This is a genomic window from Reyranella sp., from assembly GCF_965228225.1.
Classification (GTDB): Bacteria; Pseudomonadota; Alphaproteobacteria; order Reyranellales; family Reyranellaceae; genus Reyranella.
This window is the reverse complement of record NZ_OZ245801.1, coordinates 2,210,811-2,228,359: the sequence shown is the minus strand read 5'-3', so window position 1 is coordinate 2,228,359 and position 17,549 is coordinate 2,210,811. Positions and strand designations below refer to the sequence as shown.

Annotated in this window: 14 protein-coding genes, 2 tRNA genes and 1 pseudogene; 11 read left to right on the top strand and 6 right to left on the bottom strand. The window is 66.8% G+C overall.

What is annotated here, in order from left to right; all coding sequences use genetic code 11:
• Window positions 1-121: 121 nt before the first annotated feature.
• The 5 genes from ACO07K_RS10680 (at window position 122) to ACO07K_RS10660 (ending at window position 6,065) form a co-directional block, all read left to right on the top strand.
• Window positions 122-1,027: a DMT family transporter gene (locus ACO07K_RS10680; RefSeq protein WP_422035913.1), complete on the top strand. Its 906-nt coding sequence runs from the start codon at window positions 122-124 to the stop codon at window positions 1,025-1,027.
• Between the two features lie 4 nt (window positions 1,028-1,031).
• Window positions 1,032-2,192 (top strand): CaiB/BaiF CoA transferase family protein, encoded by a 1,161-nt coding sequence (locus tag ACO07K_RS10675; RefSeq protein ID WP_422035912.1) that lies wholly within the window; start codon window positions 1,032-1,034, stop codon window positions 2,190-2,192.
• A complete protein-coding gene (locus ACO07K_RS10670) occupies window positions 2,189-3,736 on the top strand; it encodes an acetyl-CoA acetyltransferase (protein ID WP_422035911.1) in 1,548 nt (515 codons plus the stop codon). The genes ACO07K_RS10675 and ACO07K_RS10670 overlap by 4 nt, the downstream gene beginning before the upstream one ends.
• A 63-nt stretch (window positions 3,737-3,799) precedes the next feature.
• Window positions 3,800-4,633: a phytanoyl-CoA dioxygenase family protein gene (locus tag ACO07K_RS10665; protein WP_422035910.1), complete on the top strand. Its 834-nt coding sequence runs from the start codon at window positions 3,800-3,802 to the stop codon at window positions 4,631-4,633.
• Window positions 4,634-4,637: 4 nt separating this feature from the next.
• Window positions 4,638-6,065: a coniferyl aldehyde dehydrogenase gene (locus ACO07K_RS10660; RefSeq protein WP_422035909.1), complete on the top strand. Its 1,428-nt coding sequence runs from the start codon at window positions 4,638-4,640 to the stop codon at window positions 6,063-6,065.
• Between the two features lie 342 nt (window positions 6,066-6,407).
• Here the strand turns inward: ACO07K_RS10660 and ACO07K_RS10655 are convergent, their stop codons facing one another.
• From ACO07K_RS10655 to ACO07K_RS10635, 5 genes and pseudogenes are all read right to left on the bottom strand, one after another.
• On the bottom strand, window positions 6,408-6,911 hold the full coding sequence (locus tag ACO07K_RS10655) for a hypothetical protein (RefSeq protein ID WP_422035908.1): 504 nt from the start codon (window positions 6,909-6,911) through the stop codon (window positions 6,408-6,410).
• An 89-nt stretch (window positions 6,912-7,000) separates the two neighbouring features.
• Window positions 7,001-9,681: pseudogene (locus tag ACO07K_RS10650) on the bottom strand (valine--tRNA ligase).
• Between the two features lie 68 nt (window positions 9,682-9,749).
• Complete coding sequence (locus tag ACO07K_RS10645) at window positions 9,750-10,352, bottom strand: DUF2497 domain-containing protein (protein ID WP_422035907.1); 603 nt, start codon at window positions 10,350-10,352, stop codon at window positions 9,750-9,752.
• Window positions 10,349-11,812 (bottom strand): TolC family outer membrane protein, encoded by a 1,464-nt coding sequence (locus ACO07K_RS10640; protein WP_422035905.1) that lies wholly within the window; start codon window positions 11,810-11,812, stop codon window positions 10,349-10,351. The genes ACO07K_RS10645 and ACO07K_RS10640 overlap by 4 nt, the downstream gene beginning before the upstream one ends.
• An 84-nt stretch (window positions 11,813-11,896) precedes the next feature.
• The gene (locus ACO07K_RS10635) at window positions 11,897-12,556 is read right to left on the bottom strand and encodes a protein-L-isoaspartate O-methyltransferase family protein (RefSeq protein WP_422035904.1); all 660 of its coding nucleotides are present in this window, start codon (window positions 12,554-12,556) and stop codon (window positions 11,897-11,899) included.
• A 126-nt stretch (window positions 12,557-12,682) separates the two neighbouring features.
• On the opposite strand from ACO07K_RS10635, the gene ACO07K_RS10630 reads away from it, so the two are divergent.
• The 3 genes from ACO07K_RS10630 to ACO07K_RS10620 all read left to right on the top strand — a co-directional run bounded on the left by ACO07K_RS10630 (window position 12,683) and on the right by ACO07K_RS10620 (window position 13,596).
• Window positions 12,683-12,756 (top strand) — tRNA-Cys (locus ACO07K_RS10630).
• 95 nt (window positions 12,757-12,851) lie between these two features.
• A tRNA-Asn gene (locus ACO07K_RS10625) sits at window positions 12,852-12,926 on the top strand.
• Between the two features lie 55 nt (window positions 12,927-12,981).
• The gene (locus tag ACO07K_RS10620; protein ID WP_422035903.1) at window positions 12,982-13,596 is read left to right on the top strand and encodes an NUDIX domain-containing protein; all 615 of its coding nucleotides are present in this window, start codon (window positions 12,982-12,984) and stop codon (window positions 13,594-13,596) included.
• Window positions 13,597-13,605: 9 nt separating this feature from the next.
• Here ACO07K_RS10620 and ACO07K_RS10615 read toward each other — a convergent pair whose 3' ends face one another.
• Window positions 13,606-14,745, bottom strand: coding sequence for a hypothetical protein (locus tag ACO07K_RS10615; protein ID WP_422035902.1), 1,140 nt, complete (start codon window positions 14,743-14,745; stop codon window positions 13,606-13,608).
• Window positions 14,746-14,909: 164 nt separating this feature from the next.
• On the opposite strand from ACO07K_RS10615, the gene ACO07K_RS10610 reads away from it, so the two are divergent.
• From ACO07K_RS10610 to ACO07K_RS10600, 3 genes are read left to right on the top strand one after another with little or no spacing between them, the layout of a single operon-like run.
• The gene (locus ACO07K_RS10610) at window positions 14,910-15,911 is read left to right on the top strand and encodes a cysteine synthase A (RefSeq protein ID WP_422035901.1); all 1,002 of its coding nucleotides are present in this window, start codon (window positions 14,910-14,912) and stop codon (window positions 15,909-15,911) included.
• A 10-nt stretch (window positions 15,912-15,921) separates the two neighbouring features.
• Window positions 15,922-16,836 (top strand): ribokinase, encoded by a 915-nt coding sequence (locus ACO07K_RS10605; protein WP_422035900.1) that lies wholly within the window; start codon window positions 15,922-15,924, stop codon window positions 16,834-16,836.
• Window positions 16,837-16,845: 9 nt separating this feature from the next.
• Window positions 16,846-17,547: an alanyl-tRNA editing protein gene (locus ACO07K_RS10600; protein WP_422035898.1), complete on the top strand. Its 702-nt coding sequence runs from the start codon at window positions 16,846-16,848 to the stop codon at window positions 17,545-17,547.
• The last annotated feature ends 2 nt before the right edge of the window (window positions 17,548-17,549 follow it).

Here is a 17,549-nt window from a genome sequence, read left to right as displayed (position 1 = left end):
CGTTTATCCGCCGGGCCTGGCTATTTCAGGGCCGGCCAAGGGCCTCGTCGCACCGCGAAAATCTAAACCGCAGACGCCGGGCTATCGAGCCCATACACTCCCGGCCAGGGAGATAAACGCCGTGCCGCTCTGGATACCGATCACTGTCGCTGCCGCTCTGTGCCAGAACATCCGCACGACGATGCAGCAGAAGATTCGCGGCATCCTGAGCGTCGATGGCGCCAATTTCGTCCGCTACCTCTACGGCGCCCCGCTGGCGCTGGGGATGCTCGCCTTCCTGGTCTTCGTGACCGGCCGCCACGTGCCGGCGATCTCGCTGCACTTTCTCCTGTTGGTGACCATCGCGGGCGTCGCACAGATCGTGGCCACCTCGCTGATGATCCACGCCTTCTCCCTGCGCAATTTCGCCGTTGGCACGGTCTACTCCAAGACCGAGACGGTGTTCGTGGCCCTGTTCGCCACCTTCATCGCCGGCGAGCCGCTGAAGCTCGGCGCGTGGGCCGGCATCCTGGTCTGCCTGGGGGGCGTCGCCATCCTGAGCGTGCGCGGCAAGTTTTCCGACGTGCGCGGCGTGCTGGCCGACCTCACGCACAAGGGGGCGATGTACGGCATCCTGTCGGGCGCGATCTTCGCCATTGCCGCCGGCACGATCCGCGAGGCCTCGAAGCTCCTGCCCGACGGCGACTTCATGGTGCGCGGCATCACCGTGCTCGCCTGCATGAACACCATCCAGGTGATCCTGATGGCGCTGTACCTGTCACGGCGCGACCGGCCGCAGCTTTCCAAGGTCTGGTTCAACTGGCGCTCCTCGATCTGGGTCGGCATTTTCAGCGTGCTGGGATCGGCCGGCTGGGCGCTCGCCATGACGCTCGAGAATGCGGCGCTGGTGCGCGCGGTTGGCCAGATCGAGCTGGTCTTCACCTTCATCTCCTCCCGCCTCGTCCTCAAGGAGCGGCCATCCCTCGGCGAGTGGATCGGCAGCCTCCTCGTGGTCGGCGGAGTCGTTCTCATCCTCGCAACCCGGTGACCCCATGACAGACATGACGAGGCCGCTCGACGGCCTGCGAATCCTCGACTTCTCGACCACGATCGCCGGCCCGCACTGCAGCCGTCTGCTCGCCGACATGGGCGCCGATGTCGTGAAGGTCGAATCGCCCGAGGGCGACCTGATGCGCTCGCGACCGGTGCAGCGCGACGGCTTCAGCACGATGTTCGGCCAGCTCAATGCCGGCAAGAAGTCGATCGTGCTCGATCTCAAGAAGCCGGAAGCGGTCGCCGCGATCAAGAAGCTGGCCGCCACGGTCGACATCCTGGTCGAGAACTACCGGCCCGGCGTCATGAAGCGGCTGGGCCTCGACTATGCCGAACTGTGCAAGGTCAATCCGCGGCTGATCTACTGCGCCATCTCGGGTTACGGCCAGACCGGCCCCGGCGCAGGGCGGCCCGCCTACGCTCCGGTGATCCATGCCTCGACCGGCTACGACATGGCGCATCTCTTCTACCAGCAGGGCCGCCAGCGCCCCGACAATTGCGGCATCTTCGTCGCCGACTATGCCAGCGGCGCCTATGCGATGGGCGCGATCCTGGCGGCCGTCCACCAGCGCCATGCCACCGGCAAGGGCCAGATGGTCGACGTGTCGATGTTCGAGACCCTGGTCGGCATGCTGCTGGGCGAGGTCAACCGCGCGCAGTTCGACTTCGAGATGCCCTCGCGGCCGATGTACGGCCCGATCGAAGCCAGCGACGGCTACGTGATGCTGGCGACGGCGAGCGAAAAGACCTTCCAGGACATGGCGACCGCGGCCGGTCGCCGCGACTGGCTGACCGATCCGCGCTTCGAGAAATATCATGAGCGGCGCATGAACTGGGGGGTGCTGGTCGACGAGCTGGAGGCGTGGTCGAAGAAGATGAGCGTCAAGGAGGTCGTCGCGGCGCTGGAGAAGCAGGGCGTCCCCTGCTCGCCCTACGTCACGGTCACCGAGGCGCTGCAGGACCCGCAGGTCGAGCATCGCGGCTCGCTGTGCACCATCGAGGATGGCGGCGGCACCTACCAGTCGCCCGCCCCTCCGTTCCGTTTCTCCGGCTCGCCGCTGCAGAGCGGCCCCAAGGTCGCCGCACTTGGCGAAGATACCAAGACCGTGCTGGCGCAAGCCGGCCTGACGCAATCCCAAATCGAGGCTCTCGTTAAATGATCGATCCGCGTACCCCCATCCTGGTCGGTTCCGGCCAGATCACCGACACGGTCGGCGCGCCCTCCAGCGAGCGCTCGCGGGTGGCCTTCTGTGCCGAGGCGGCCAACCTGGCGCTCGAAGACACCCAGGCCGCCATCGGCGGGCACGCGCTCGGCCATCTGGTCGACGCCATCGCCGTCATGGAGTTCTTCAGCGACATCAGCCCGCGCTTCGCCTCGCCCTACGGCCGCTCGAGCAACCCGCCGCAGAGCGTCGCCAATCGGCTGCACGCCGATCCGCGGCAGCTCCTCTACACCCACTCGGGCGGCAACATGCCCCAGTATCTGGTGAACAAGTTCGCCGAGCAGATCACCAGGGGCGAGACCGAGCTGGCCCTGATCTGCGGCGCCGAGCTGCTGCGCAGCACGCAGAACGCCCGCCGCGCCAACATGAAGATCGACTGGAACGAGGATCCGGGCGGCGGCGAGCCGACGCGTATCGGCGATCCGCGTTTCGGCTTCAGCGAGGAAGAGGCGCGCCACGATCTGCGCGCCGCCATCCACTTCTATCCGCTGCTGGAAAACGCCATTCGCGGCGGGCTGAAGCGCGACGTCGACAACCACATGAAGGCGATGGGCCGGCTGTTCGAGCGCCTCGCCGCGGTCGCCAAGGACAACCCGCTGGCGACGCGTCGCGAGGGCTACGGCGCCGAAGCCCTGTCGACCATCTCTCCCGACAATCGCTGGATCTGTTTCCCCTATCCGCGCCTGATGAACGCCAACGCCATCATCGACCAGGCGGCGGCCGTGCTCGTCACCTCGGTGGGCAAGGCCCAGGAATGGGGCATCCCCCAGGACCGCTGGGTGTTCCTGCACGGCTGCGCCGACGGCACCGATACGTGGGTCGTGTCCGAGCGCGAAAAGCTCGACGCCTCTCCGGCGATCCGCGGCTGTGCCCGCATCGCCCTCGACATGGCCGGCAAGAAGGTTTCCGACATCGACGCGTTCGACCTCTACAGCTGCTTCCCCTCGGCCGTCGAAGTCGCAATGACCGAGATCGGCATCGCCGAGGACGATCCGCGCCCGATCAGCGTGACCGGCGGCCTGCCGTTCTTCGGCGGCCCCGGCAACAACTACGTCACCCACTCGATCGCCGAGATGATGAACGTGGTGCGGGCCAAGCCCGGCTCCTTCGGCATGGTGACGGCCAACGGCAACTACCTCACCAAGCACTCGGCCGGCCTCTATTCGACCGAGCCCACGAAAGGCGCGTGGAAACGCGAGGATCCGAAGAAGTTCCAGGCCGAACTCGACGCCCTTCCCAAGCGCCGGGTCGAAACCAAGCCCACGGGCACCGGCACGATCGAGAGCTACTGCGTCACCTACGGCAAGGACGCGCCCGAGCGTGGTTACATCCTGGGCCGCCTCGACAGCAGCGGCGACCGCTTCGTCGCCATGACCCCGGACGATCCCGCCCTGATCGCCGACATGCTGACGCGTGAGCAGCTCGGGCGTAAGGTGGCGGTCTCCGAAACGGGCGGCCGCAACGTCTTCCGCCCCGTCTGAGGCTGTCGCATATGACTCAAGGGTCCTTCGAAGGACCTTTGTCTTCCTTGAAGTGAGGAAACGATGCCGGACGTTCTGAGTGCGGCACAGACGGCCGAATTCGAGCAGAAGGGCTTCACCTATGCGCGTGGGCTGTTCGCGCCTGACGAGGTGAAGCTGCTGACCCGCGCCATGGAGGAAGATCCTGCCGTGCGCGACAGCATCCTCGATCGCCGCGACGGCGAAGGCCGCTCGACGCGCATCGCGCTCTGGAACCGGGCCGGCGACAGTGTCTACGGCCTCGCCGCCCGCGTGCGGCGCATGGTGGACACGTCGGCGGCACTGCTGGGCGGCCCGGTCTATCACTACCAGTCGAAGCTGACGGCCAAGGAACCCGAGGTCGGCGGCGCCTGGGAATGGCACCAGGATTACGGCTACTGGTACTACAATGGCTGCCTGCGCCCCGACATGCTCTCGATCATGATCGGGCTCGACCGCACCAACCGCGAGAATGGCTGCCTGCAGATCGCCACCGGCTCCCACAGGCTCGGCCGCATCGACCACACGCCGTTGTCGCCGACGCAGAACGAGGTCGATCCCAAGCGGATGCCGCACATTCTCGAGAAGTGCCCGGTCGAGTATTGCGAGCTGGAGGCCGGCGACGCGCTGATCTTCCATTGCAACGCGATCCATCGCTCCGACGCCAACCGCTCGCCCAACCGGCGCTGGACCCTGCTGATCTGCTACAATCGTGTCGACAACGACACCTTCACCAAGGTCGACGACCGCTACTACGTGCCGCTCGAACCGGTCGACGACGACGCGATCCGCCGGGCGGGGCTGCGCTTCGCGCGCGGCGACGGGCAGGAACATTTCGCCAGCAAACCCTACGTCCCGGACCTGAGGAAGGCTTCGTAACCAGATGTCAGGGCCCAGGCTGATCGAGATCCTGCTGAGGCAGCGCGAGGCGCAACTCAAGGACGGCGCGCCGCCCGCCGAGCTGCGCATCGACCGTCTCGACCGCTGCATCGGTCTGCTGGTCGACCGCCAGCGCGACATCGAAGCGGCCCTCACCGCCGATTTCGGCGCGCGCTCGCCGACCGTGACCGCCTTCGCCGACGTCGCCAGCTCGATCGGCCCGCTGAAACATGCGCGCGATCATGTCCGGAGCTGGATGAAGACCGAGCGCCGCCGCACGACGCCGCGCATCCTGGGGTTCCTGGGCGCAAAGGCCGAGATCCGCCACCAGCCCAAGGGCGTGATCGGGGTGATCAGCCCCTGGAACTTCCCCGTGAACCTCACCTTCGCGCCGCTGGCCGGCATTCTGGCTGCCGGCAACCGGGCGATGATCAAGCCGTCGGAGACGACGCCGGCCACGTCCGAACTGCTGAAGCAGATGTTCGCCAGCGCCTTCGACGAGAGCGAGATCGCCGTGGTCACCGGCGGGCCCGAGGTCGGGCAGGCTTTTTCCTCCCTGCCCTTCGATCACATGGTCTTCACGGGCGCGACCTCGATCGGCCGCCACGTCATGCGGGCAGCCGCCGAAAATCTCGTGCCGGTGACGCTGGAACTCGGCGGCAAAAGTCCCGTCGTCGTCGGCCGCTCGGCTGACATGGGCGTGGCTGCGGCGCGGATCATGAACGGCAAGACGCTCAACGCCGGACAGATCTGCCTGGCGCCCGACTATGTGCTGGCGCCGGCCGACCGTCTTCCCGACTTCGTCGCCGCGGCCAAGGCGTCCGTGGGACAGATGTTCCCGAGCATCCGCGAGAGCCCGGACTACACCGCGATCGTCACCGACCGGCACTATGCGCGGCTGATGGACTATCTCGACGACGCGCGGGCCAAGGGCGCGGAGATCGTCGAAATCAATCCCGCTGCCGAGGATCTGCGCCAGCAGCCGCATCGCCGCATCGCACCGACCCTGATCCTCAATCCAACCGACGACATGAAGGTCATGCAGGAGGAGATCTTCGGCCCGCTGCTTCCGGTGAAGTCGTACGGCGACGTCCAGCAGGCCATCGACTACATCAACGCCCACGACCGCCCGCTCGGCCTCTACTATTTCGGCAGCGACACGGCGGAGCGCGACCGCGTGGTCGACGGCACCACGTCAGGCGGCGTCACGGTGAACGACGTGGTGATGCACGTCGCGCAGGAGGAGCTGCCGTTCGGCGGTATCGGCCCGGCCGGCATGGGCGTCTATCATGGCCATGACGGCTTTCGCGAATTCAGCCACCGCAAGTCGATCTACCACCAGATCAAATGGGACCTGGCCCCGCTGCGCATGCTGCGCCCGCCCTATGGCGCGGGGCTGAAGAAATATCTCTCGATGCAGATCAAGCGTTAGCTGCAGGAAGTGCAGCTGCCCATTCTGTCATCCTGAGCTCAGCGAAGGATCTCACGTTAGCCACGTAGCGCCCTGGCCGTTCCGCGAGGTCCTTCGCTGCGCTCAGAGGCTGGCCGGAAATGAATTGAATCGATTCAAGCACTTACCTCATCCTGAGGAGCCGCGCCTGGCGCGGCGTCTCGAAGGATGGGCAACAGGCGAGGTGCGCGTTCCCACCCTTCGAGACGCATCGCTGCGCGATGCTCCTCAGGGTGAGGCTATCGGGGCTATTCATAGCCTGTTGTTTTAGCTGCTTTCATTTCCGGCCAGACTCTCAGGACGACATCAATCCTGCCTACGACCTCACGCCGCCTTGATGTTCGAGCGCTTGATGTGGTCGAGGTTGGCGCCCTCGATGCGCACCAGTCTGGTCAGACCGTCGCGCTTGGGCGAGTGGACGACGCCGACATCGTAGAAGTGACTGTCGCCCGGCTTCAGGACGTAGGTGTTGGCGGGCTCGACCAGGGTCGGCTGGTCGCCCTCGCCTTTCTTGACGATCCGCCAATCCGTCATCTCGGTGTCGCCGGTCGCCAGCCCGTAGATCGCCCAGCTGGAACCGTGATCGTGCGGCCCACCGTGCGCGGCCGTCTCGTATACGTGCCCGCAGATGCAGAAGCCCAGTTCCGGGTCCTCGTACAGGACCTTGCGCGGGCGGCACTGCTCGGCGGTCAGGTGCGTGGCGACGAATTCCTCGTCGAGCAGCACCTTCGACACCAGCTTGCAAACTTCCTGCTTACCCGCGATCCCGGAATCGGCCTTGAGGGCCTTGCCGATGTCGGCGCTCAATTGCTCAAGGGTATAGGTCATTCCTTGCCTCCATCTGAATATCCATAATCGCACGGTGGATACTGGAGATCACCTCTCCGCCACCGCCGGCCATCGCTCTGCGAGCCGCCCTAAACGCCCAACCTCTCCAGCGCCGCGCTCAGGCGGGCACCGGTCTGTTCGGCCTGTGCGCGACGCTCGCGCTGCTCCTCGACCACCTCTTCCGGCGCGCGGGCGACGAAGGCGGCGTTGGCGAGCTTGGCGTCGATCTTGCCGACCTCGTCGACGAGCTTCTTGATCTCCTTCTGGAGACGCGCGCTCTCGGCCTTGAGGTCGATCACGTCGCCGACCGGCAGGGCATAGGTTGCCTCGCCGACCACGATCTGCAGCGATGCCTTGGGCGCCGATGTTGCCGCCTCGACGCCCTCGATACGGGCCAGCCGCTCGATGGCCGGGCGATGCGTCTCGAGTCGCGCCGCGGTCGTGTCGTTGCCGCCGATCACCAGCAGCTTGAGCTTGGCGCCGGCCGGCACGTTCAGCTCGGCGCGCGCCGAGCGGATGTCCTGGATGAGCTTCACCAGCCAGCCCATCTCGGCATCGGCCGCCGCATCGACGGCGGTCGGCGCGGGCCAGGGCTGGCCGATCAGCGGTCCATGCTCGGCGCGGTGGCCGAGCTTGTCCCACAGTTCCTCGGTGATGAACGGCATCACAGGGTGCATCAGCTTCACCGTCTCGCGAAGCACGAAGGCCGTGACGGCCCGCGTCTCGTCCTTCTCCGGCCCGTCGGCGCCCTGCACGATCGGCTTGGTGAGCTCGACATACCAGTCGCAGACCACGCCCCAGACGAACTCGTAGAGCGTATTGGCGGCCTCGTTCAGCCGGAAATCGGTGAGTGCCTTGTCGATCGCCTGGTTGGCGCGGGCGAGTTCACCAGCATCCACTTGTTGACCGTGAGCCTGGCCGATGCCGGATCGAAACCCTTCGGCAACGCCGCGCCGTTCATCTCGGCGAAGCGCGTCGCGTTCCACAGCTTGGTCGCGAAGTTGCGCGCGCCCTCGACCCGGGCCGGCGCCAGCCGCAGCCGGCCGGCCTGGGATGCGGCCAGCGACGTCATGGTGAAGCGCAGCGCATCGGCGCCGTATTTGTCGATCAGCTCCAGGGGATCGATCACGTTCCCCTTGGACTTCGACATCTTCTGGCCCTTCTCGTCCGTCACCAGCCCGTGCAGGTAGACGGTGCGGAACGGCACCTCCTTCATGAAGTGCATGCCCATCATCATCATGCGGGCGACCCAGAAGAACAGGATGTCCCAGCCGGTGACGAGCGTGCTGGTGGGATAGTACTTCGCCACTTCCGGCGTCTGGTCCGGCCAGCCCAGCGTCGAGAACGGCCACAGGGCCGAGCTGAACCAGGTGTCGAGCACGTCGGGGTCGCGCTCGAGTTCGACGTCCCTGCCGTAATGCGCCCGCGCCTCGACTTTCGCCTCCTCCTCGGAGAGCGCCACGAATACCTTCTTGTCCGGCCCGTACCAAGCCGGAATCTGGTGGCCCCACCAGAGCTGGCGCGACACGCACCACGGCTCGATGTTCTCCATCCAGCGGAAGAAATCCTCGCGGCCGCGCTCGGGCACGAACTTCACGCGCCCGTCGCGCGCCGCCGCCAGCGGGGCCTCCGCGAGCTTCTTGGCATCGGCGTACCACTGCTCGGTGAGATAGGGCTCGACCGGTACACCGCCGCGGTCGCCATAGGGCACGGCGTGGGTGTGCGGCTCGATCTTCTCGACGAGACCCAGCTCCTCCATCTCGGCCACGACGATCTTGCGCGCCTCGAAGCGGTCGAGACCGCGATACTTCTCCGGCGCCTTGTCGTTCACCCGCGCGAACTTGTCGAAGATGTTGATGGCTTCAAGATTGTGCCGGCGGCCGACCTCGAAATCGTTGAAATCGTGAGCCGGCGTGATCTTGACGGCGCCCGAACCCTTCTCCGGGTCGGAATACTCGTCGCCCACGATGGCGATGCGGCGGCCGACCAGCGGCAGCACCGCATGCATGCCGATCAGGTGCTTCCATTTCGGATCGTCGGGATGCACGGCGATGCCGGTGTCGCCCAGCATCGTCTCGGGCCGCGTCGTGGCGACCACGATGAACTCGTCCGGCCTGCCCTCGATCGGGTACTTGAAGTACCAGAGATGACCCTTCACCTCGCGCGACTCGACCTCGAGGTCGGAGATCGCGGTCAGCATCTTGGGGTCCCAGTTGACGAGCCTCAGGTCCTTGTAGATCAGGCCTTCCCTGTAGAGTTCGACGAACACCTTGAGCACGGCCTTCGACAGGCCCTCGTCCATGGTGAAGCGCTCGCGGCTCCAGTCGCAGGAGGCGCCGAGGCGACGGAGCTGGCTCGTGATCGTGCCGCCGGAGTAGGCCTTCCACTCCCAGACCTTGGCGAGGAACTCCTCGCGGTTCAGCAGCTTCTTGTTGGCATCGTTGCGGGCGGCGCCCTCGACCGCGAGGCCGATCCCCTCCTGCTCGAGGTTGCGCACGACCACCATCTGCGTGGCGATGCCCGCATGGTCGGTCCCGGGCTGCCACAGCACGTCGTCGCCCTTCATGCGGCGCCAGCGGATCAGCACGTCCTGTAGCGTGTTGTCGAGCGCATGGCCCATGTGCAGGCTGCCCGTGACGTTGGGCGGCGGGATGACGATGCAATAGGGCTGCTTCGGTGACTCAGGATGGGCGCGGAAAGCCCCCGAGTCTTCCCACTCGGGATAGCGCCGCGCCTCGATTTCCTTGGGGTCGTAGGTCTTGTCGAGCATCTTCTGGCCTTAAACGAAAAACGCCACGGTTGCGACACCGTGGCGACGATTGAGGGTGGCGCCCGGCGTCAGCGGCGAGTCAGCCGCGCAATCTCGCGTTCGACATAGCGCTCGACCATGGGCGGCAGGTTGGTATCCAGCCACTCCTTGAGCATCGGGCGCAGCATTTCCTTGACCAGATCCTCGATGGTCTGCCCGGATCCGCCGACGCTGGGTCCCGGATCGGTCGCCGCCGGCGGAGGCACGCTGTCCTGGACGGCCTGGTTGAGCCGCGCGAAGGCCGAACTGGTGGCCCCCGCCACGCCGGCACCGACCAGTGTCTCGCCCGGTGCCGCCTTTGCGGCCGGCGTCTCGCTGACGACCGGTTCCATCGCCGGTTGCGGCATCCCGGCCGCGTTCACGGGATCGATCGGCGGCATCGCGGCGGGCTGTTCGTTCGGCATCGACTTGGGTTCTTCCACGATCTCGGTGAGCAGGAGCACGTCGTCGCGCGGCGGCGCAGACGGCAGCACGGGGGGTATCACGGGCGGGCGCTCGCCGGGTCCGGCATTGGCATTGCGCAGGCCCCCGACCTGGGCGCGGGCCTCGTCATCCGAGATGATCTTGCGGATGGACGCCAGGATATCGTCCATCGAGGGGTCCTGGTTGGGACCGCTCCTGGCGTCGCTCATTTGCCGCCGCTCCCCATCGGGGCGGCCCCGGCCACGCCGGCCGGCGAGGTCGACGGCGGGATGTTGCCCGTGCCGGACTCGCCACTGCTGCCCCAGCCGATCCAGCGAGAGCCGACATCCTTGTAGTAGCGCTCCTCGTCGTAATATTCGACGGGCAGCGCCAGGGTGCGGGCCGTCAGACGGCCGATGCCGGCCAGCACGCCATAGTAGGCGACCTGCACGTCATGGCGTGCCTGGATCAGGTTGACCTGCGAATTGAGCAATTCCTGCTCGGCGTTCAAGACGTCCAGCGTGGTGCGCGAGCCGACCAGCGCTTCCTGCCGCACGCCGTTGAGGGCCACTTCGTTGGCGCGGACCTGCGATTCGAAGGACGTGACCCGGGAGCGCGAGGAATCGAGCTGGCGCCAGGCACGGATGACGTTCTCCGCCACGGCGCGCCGGGCGCTGTCGAGCTCGTTGCGGCGCTGCCCGACGAGTTCGCGGGCAGACCGGATGCGCGACCATTCGCTGCCGTTCTGGAAGATCGGGATCACCGCTTGCAGACGGACGGCGTAGTTGTAGTACTTGTCGTTCGGGACCTGCAGGTCGAACTGCTGCTGCAGCGCACCCACGAGATTGACCTGCGGCAGCAGATCGCCCACCGCCGAGTTCACGCCGTAGTTGGCGGCCGTGATGCGATGCGCGGCCGTGACGGCGCGGGGGCCGCCATCCATCGCCAGGCCGATTGCCTCCTCTTCCGAGGACGGCAGGCCACCGATCAGGGGGATCTCACCGAGCTTGCCAGGCTTCTTGCCGATCGTGCGCTGGAACGCCGCTTCGGAGATGCGGACGTTGGTCTCCGCCTGCACCAGATCGGCCTTCGCGAGTTCGAGGCGCGCCTCGGACTGCGACACGTCGGTGATGGTCAGTTCGCCGACCCGGAAGCGCTCGCGGGTAGCGTCGAGCTGTTGCACGAGGACGCGCACGTTGTTGCGGCGGGCGTCGGCGATGCCGATGTTCTGGATGAGGTCGGCATAGGACGTCACCGCCGCCAGCAGCACGTTCTGCTCGGTCTCGGCGAGCTGCGCCCGCTGCGCCTGGATGTTGGACTGGGCCTGCTTGGTCTCGGCGATCGTCTTGCCGCCGCGGAACAGCGGCTGGACCATCTGGAGCGTCGTGAACTTGCCGTTCAGCGCGTAGAAGGTCGGCGACGAGCGCACCGAGTAGGAGTCCTGCTCGACCTTGTTGTATTCGACGTTCAGCGTGACGCGGGGACGCCAGTTGGCGACCGCTTGAGACAGCGTCTCGTCGGTCTGCCTCAGGATCGCGCGGCTGGCCAGAAGATCGGGGTTGCTGTTGTAGGTCGTCGACAGGGCCTCGACGAGGCTCTGCGACCACGCGCTGGGAGCTCCCCCGAGCCCGACCGCCAGGATGCACGCGGCCGCGGTGCGGGCATGCCTCAAACCGGGCCGGATACGCATTGATTTACCCTCATCTTTGGATGGCACCCTAGCATCAGGCGGAACACTGTGGGTAGCCCCCGGCATGGGAAAGACCTGACCGTGTCAGAAGGTAAAGCGGGCAGACCGTGCGAAGCCCGGCAGCAAGGGCGTGCCGGCATCGAACAGCGGCCGTCCCGACACGACTCCGCCCTGCTTCACGAAGAGATGCGCGACCCCGAGCGCGCCGCTCGGATCGGCAATGACCGTGGCAAGGCGACCGCCCTCCGCAAGCTGGTCGGCAATGGCCTGCGGGACTTCCGGCACAGCGCCCTCGATCAGGATGATGTCGAACGAACCGGACGCTGTGGCTCCCTGCTCGGCCGGACCGGTCACCAGTTCGACCCCGGTCACGCCCAGCTCCTGCAAAGTCTTGCGGGCAGCGGCGGCGAGGCCTTCATCGGCCTCCACTGCCACGACCGACTGGGCCAACCGCGTCAGGATGGCCGCGCCATAGCCCAGACCGGCGGCCACGACCATGGCCTTGTCCTCAGCCCGCGGCTGCAGCACCTGGATGAGGCGCGCCAGCACCATCGGCTCCATCATGAAGCGTCCGTTGCCCAGCGGCACGTCGTCGTCGGCATACGCAACCGAGCGCAGCCCCTCGGGCAGGAAGCGCTCACGCGGCAGCTCCCTGAGCGCCGCCAACAATCCGGCATCGTTGACCCGGTTGGGCCGGAGCTGCCCGTCCACCATGTTGCGTCGCGCGAGCGCGAAATCCGTCATAGGCTGCCCCCTAGATGTAGCGGTTGTTATATAGGCGGCAGCGGATGAAAGCGTCAAAGGTCTCTCCGTCGCGCCCGGCTTGACCGCTCCGTCACACCATGAGTATAGCACCGCGCGCTTTCGTGCGGCCCGGTAGCAAAGCGGCTATGCAGAGGACTGCAAATCCTTCCAGGCCGGTTCGACTCCGGCCCGGGCCTCCACGAATGCACAAGCGACAGGTCTTGCATGAGCCGACACGCTCTGTCACAAGACCGCGCCTTCGCGGCAGAGTTACCGCCGTCGCGACGAATTCCATTCCGGAGTAGCTCAGCGGTAGAGCAGGCGACTGTTAATCGCCCGGCCGTAGGTTCGATTCCTACCTCCGGAGCCAATTGGGGGCCGTTCTCGAAAGGGAGCGGCCCCTTTTCGCTTGTGGGGTGCATGTCATGCCGTCGGTTGCGCTGCCCGGTGAAAGGGCCGAATTGCTCGAAAGGACCGTGGCCTTCCAGGGCTACTTCCGCCTCGCCCGTTACCGATTTCGGCACAGCCTCTATCGGGGCGGCGTCAGCGGCGCCTTCGATCGCGAGGTCTTCGAGCGTGGCCAGGCAGCCGCCGTGCTGCCCTACGACTCGGTCCGCGACGAGGTCGTCCTGATCCGCCAGTTTCGCGCCGGCACTTTCGCCGCCGGCCGTCATCCCTGGTGCTGGGAGATCGTGGCCGGGATGCTCGAGGAAGGCGAAACGCCCGAGGAGGTCGCGCGGCGCGAGGCGGTCGAGGAAGCCGCGGTGGAGATCCTGGATCTCGTGCCGCTCTACAGCCTCGTGCTGAGTCCCGGGGCCTGCTCGGAAACCTGCACCATTTTCCTCGGGCGGATCGATTCGACCGGCATCGGCGGCGTCCACGGCCTCGACACGGAGAACGAGGACATCCTCGTCAAGACGATGCCTTTCGCCGACGCGCTCGCGCTCCTCGCCCGCGACGAAATCGACAATTCGGCCGCCGTGATCGCGCTGCAATGGCTGGCGCTCCACCGCGACGAACTGCGAAACCGCTGGCGCTGAGGTACCGCCCTACTCGTAGAGAAATCCGACCGACTTGCCCTGGGTACGCTGCGGCCGCGGCTCCTTGCGGGTGATGATGCGGCCGGCCAGCCCGTCGATCTCGTCGCGCTGGGCCGCCGTCCATCGGCAGAGATTGTCCATGCCCTTGAGGAGACCGAGGCGGAGGAGCTGAGTATTCTCCCCCAGCCCGACGAGCGTCGCCGCGTTTTTCCCGGCGGTCACCGAATCCCCCGTCGCCAGTTCGAACCGCTTGCCCGCCCCGTCCTTGAATTCGGCGGTGCCGCGAATGACGCGATAGACCACGACCTCGCCCTTTCCCACCCCCGTGATGTCGGCGGCGCCGGCCGCGCTCTTCGGCAGGAGGGACTGGCCGCGCGGGTCGGTGGCGATGATGTGGCCGGTGACGAGATGGCCGCTCGGGCCCTCGATGCCGAGATCGCGGACAAGGACGGGCATTGCCGACGTCACGATCCCGGCCGGCAGCGGTCGGTAGAGCGCGTCGAGCGCAAGCGGGTCCTGGACCCAGAAGCCGGCGGCCTGCGGGCGGTCGTGGAACGGATGGCTCCACGCCAGACGCGGCGTCTCGGCCTCGTCGATTTCATCCGAGTGCACAACCGTCGGATTGGGGAAGGTCGTGGGCTCCGTGATGAAAGCTTCGATGAACTTGCCCGAGTAGCCCATGGAGAGTGGATCGGGCACGACCGTCTGCGGGGTCTTGAGATTCGCTTCGGTGGGGAGCCCGGACCAGCTGTAGGAACTCTGCCGGTGCACGATCGCGCTCTGCAGGATCAGGGCGCCCGGCCCGACATGGTGCAGCAGCCCGTCGTAGTCGAAGGTGAACAGGCCCGACGTGACCAGCACGAGCTGGAAGCCGCCCGGCGGCAGATGGAGATGGAAATCGGTCGGGCCGGCATCCGGCCGGTAGATCGGCAGGTTGGTCGCGACTTCCTGCAGCAGGAACGCCTCGTTGTTCGCGTGGAAGCCGTTGATCACGCGATTATAGAGCGCCTGCGGCCGATAGATCGGGTCGTAGGTGGCGTCGCGATCCCGGTCGATGGCCACGAAATCCTGGTGATTGAGACGGATGGGATCGCCGTTAGGATGAACGAGGCTCGCCCAGTTCGAATGGAGAGCGGCATGCGCAGTCATGGGAACTTCCAATCTGGGCCCTGCAGGGCGCGCGGGCCCGATAGGGTGCATGCGAATTTCGGGCCAATCATGCCGCCAAACGGTATCGTCCGGTTGCGATCCCCCCTGCTCCCTGTCTACGGTCCGGCCCGGGGGCGGCGCAGGGTCAGCAGAGCGAGTAGGTCATGAACGTCCGGTCGGGTTTCATCGATAGCATCGGCAACACGCCGCTGATCAAGCTGCGCGCCGCGTCCGAGGCGACGGGCTGCAACATCTACGGCAAGGCCGAGTTCCTCAATCCGGGCGGGTCGGTGAAGGACCGCGCCGCGCTCGCGATCATCGAGGACGCCGAGAAGAGCGGCAGGCTGAGGCCCGGCGGCGTCATCGTCGAGGGCACGGCCGGCAATACCGGGATCGGCATCGCACTGGTCGCCAATGCGCGCGGCTACCGCTCGGTCATCGTGATGCCCGAGACGCAGAGCCAGGAAAAGAAGGACATGTTGCGCCTGTGCGGCGCCGACCTGCGCCTGGTCCCGGCCGCGCCCTACTCCAACCCGAACAACTATGTCCGCTTCTCCGGCGCGCTGGCCGAGGAGCTGGCGGCCAAGGAGCCGAACGGCGCGATCTGGGCCAACCAGTTCGACAACACGGCCAACCGGGACGGCCATTACCGCACCACGGGCCCGGAAATCTGGGACCAGACCGACGGCAAGGTCGACGGCTTCACCTGCTCGGTCGGCAGCGGCGGCACCCTGGCCGGGGTGGCCCGGGCCCTGAAGGAGCGCAATCCCGAGATCAGGATCGCGCTCAGCGATCCCATGGGCTCGGCGCTGTTCAACTGGTTCGCTAAGGGCGAGCTCAAGGCCGAGGGCAACTCCGTCACGGAGGGCATCGGACAGGGTCGTGTCACCGCCAATCTGGAAGGCACGCCGATCGACATGGCCTACCAGATCGCCGACGAGGAGGCCCTGCCCGTCCTGTACGACCTGATTGAACACGAAGGCCTCGTGCTGGGCGGCTCGTCCGCGATCAACGTCGTGGGCGCCATGCGGCTCGCCCGCGAGCTGGGCCCGGGCAAGACCGTCGTCACCATCCTGTGCGACGGCGGCAGCCGCTATCAGTCCAAGCTCTTCAATCCGGCGTTCCTGCGCGAGAAGAACCTGCCCCTGCCGCGCTGGATGGCCTGAGCGAGTCCGCATGAGCCGGGTCGTCGTCTGCGGTAGCCTCAACATGGATGTCGTCGTGCAGAGCGCGCGGCGGCCCGCACCCGGCGAGACGATCCTGGGGGCGGAAGTCTCGTTCCTGCCGGGCGGCAAGGGCCTCAACCAGGCCATTGCCTCGGCGCGCCTCAGCGTACCCACGGCGATGGTCGGCGCGGTTGGCGACGACGCTTTTGCCAACAGCCTGCGCGGCTTCCTGGCCGACAACGACGTCGACAGCACCGGCGTGACCGAGGTCGAGGGGCCTGCGACCGGCGTCGCACTGATCCAGGTGGCTGAAGGCGACAATTCGATCACCGTCGCGTCCGGCGCCAACATGCATTTTGCGGCCTCGATGCTGCCCGACGAGCCGCGACCCGACGAAGTGTGGGTGGCGCAGTTCGAGACGCCGCTCGCAGCCACTCAGGAGATCCTTGCCCGAGCCCATGCGGCCGGCGCCCGCACCGTCCTCAACCTCGCGCCGTACACGGAACATCCGCCAGAACTGCTGAAGTCGGTCGACGTCGCGGTGCTGAACGAGATCGAACTCTCCCAGGCGACCGGCACCAGGCTGGACGCCTCCAGCGCGACGGACGACGTGGTCGCGGCCTGCAATGTCCTGCGCCAGCGCGGCGCGCGGGCCGTCATCGCGACTCTGGGCGCACGTGGAGCGGTCGTCGTCAGCGCGACGGGCGTCGACACGATCCCCGCTTTGCAGACGAAGGTCGTCGACACGACGGGCGCGGGCGACTGTTTCGTGGGCGCCCTCGCCTCGCAACTGGCCGCGGGACGAACACCGGTGGAGGCTGCCCGGTTCGCCAGCGCCGCGGCCGCCTGCTCCGTCGAACGTCTTGGCGCCGCGCCCGCCATGCCGACCGGCGACGAAGTTGCGGCGCGTCTGGCGAAGGCCTAAATCCCGCTCATGGTCGAAGAACTCTTCAGGCAGGACGCCTACATCAAGGAAGCCGACGCTACCGTGACTGCGGTCGAGGAGCGCGGCGTGCGGCTGGATCGCTCGATCTTCTATCCGACGGGCGGCGGTCAACCCGGTGACACAGGTCTCCTGCGCTGGGACGGCGGCGAGGCCAGGATCGTCGATTCGCTCAAGGCCGACGGCGGCGACGTGTTGCACGTGCTGGCTCCCGACGCGCCGCGCCCCGAGGTCGGGACGAAGGTCCACACGGCGCTCGACTGGGAACGCCGGCATCTTCACATGCGCATGCATACGGCGCTGCACGTGATGTCGGCCGTCATCAAGGGCAACGTCACCGGCGGCCAGGTCGGCGTGGACAAGAGCCGCCTCGACTTCAATCTCGAGGGTGAAGTCCCGACCAAGGAATGGGTCACCGAGGAGGTCAACAAGCTGATCGCTCTCGACCGTCCGGTGACGCAGCAATGGGTCACCGACGAGGAGCTGACGTCCCGGCCCGAGCTCGTGAAGACGATGAGCGTTCGGCCGCCCATGGGCGCGGGCCGCGTCCGCCTCCTGTCGATCGAGGGCGTCGACCTGCAGGCCTGCGGCGGCACTCACGTGGCCCGCAGCGGCGAGATCGGCAGGGTCGAATGCATCAAGGTCGAGAACAAGGGAAAGATGAACCGGCGCTTCATCATCGCGCTGGCTTAGGA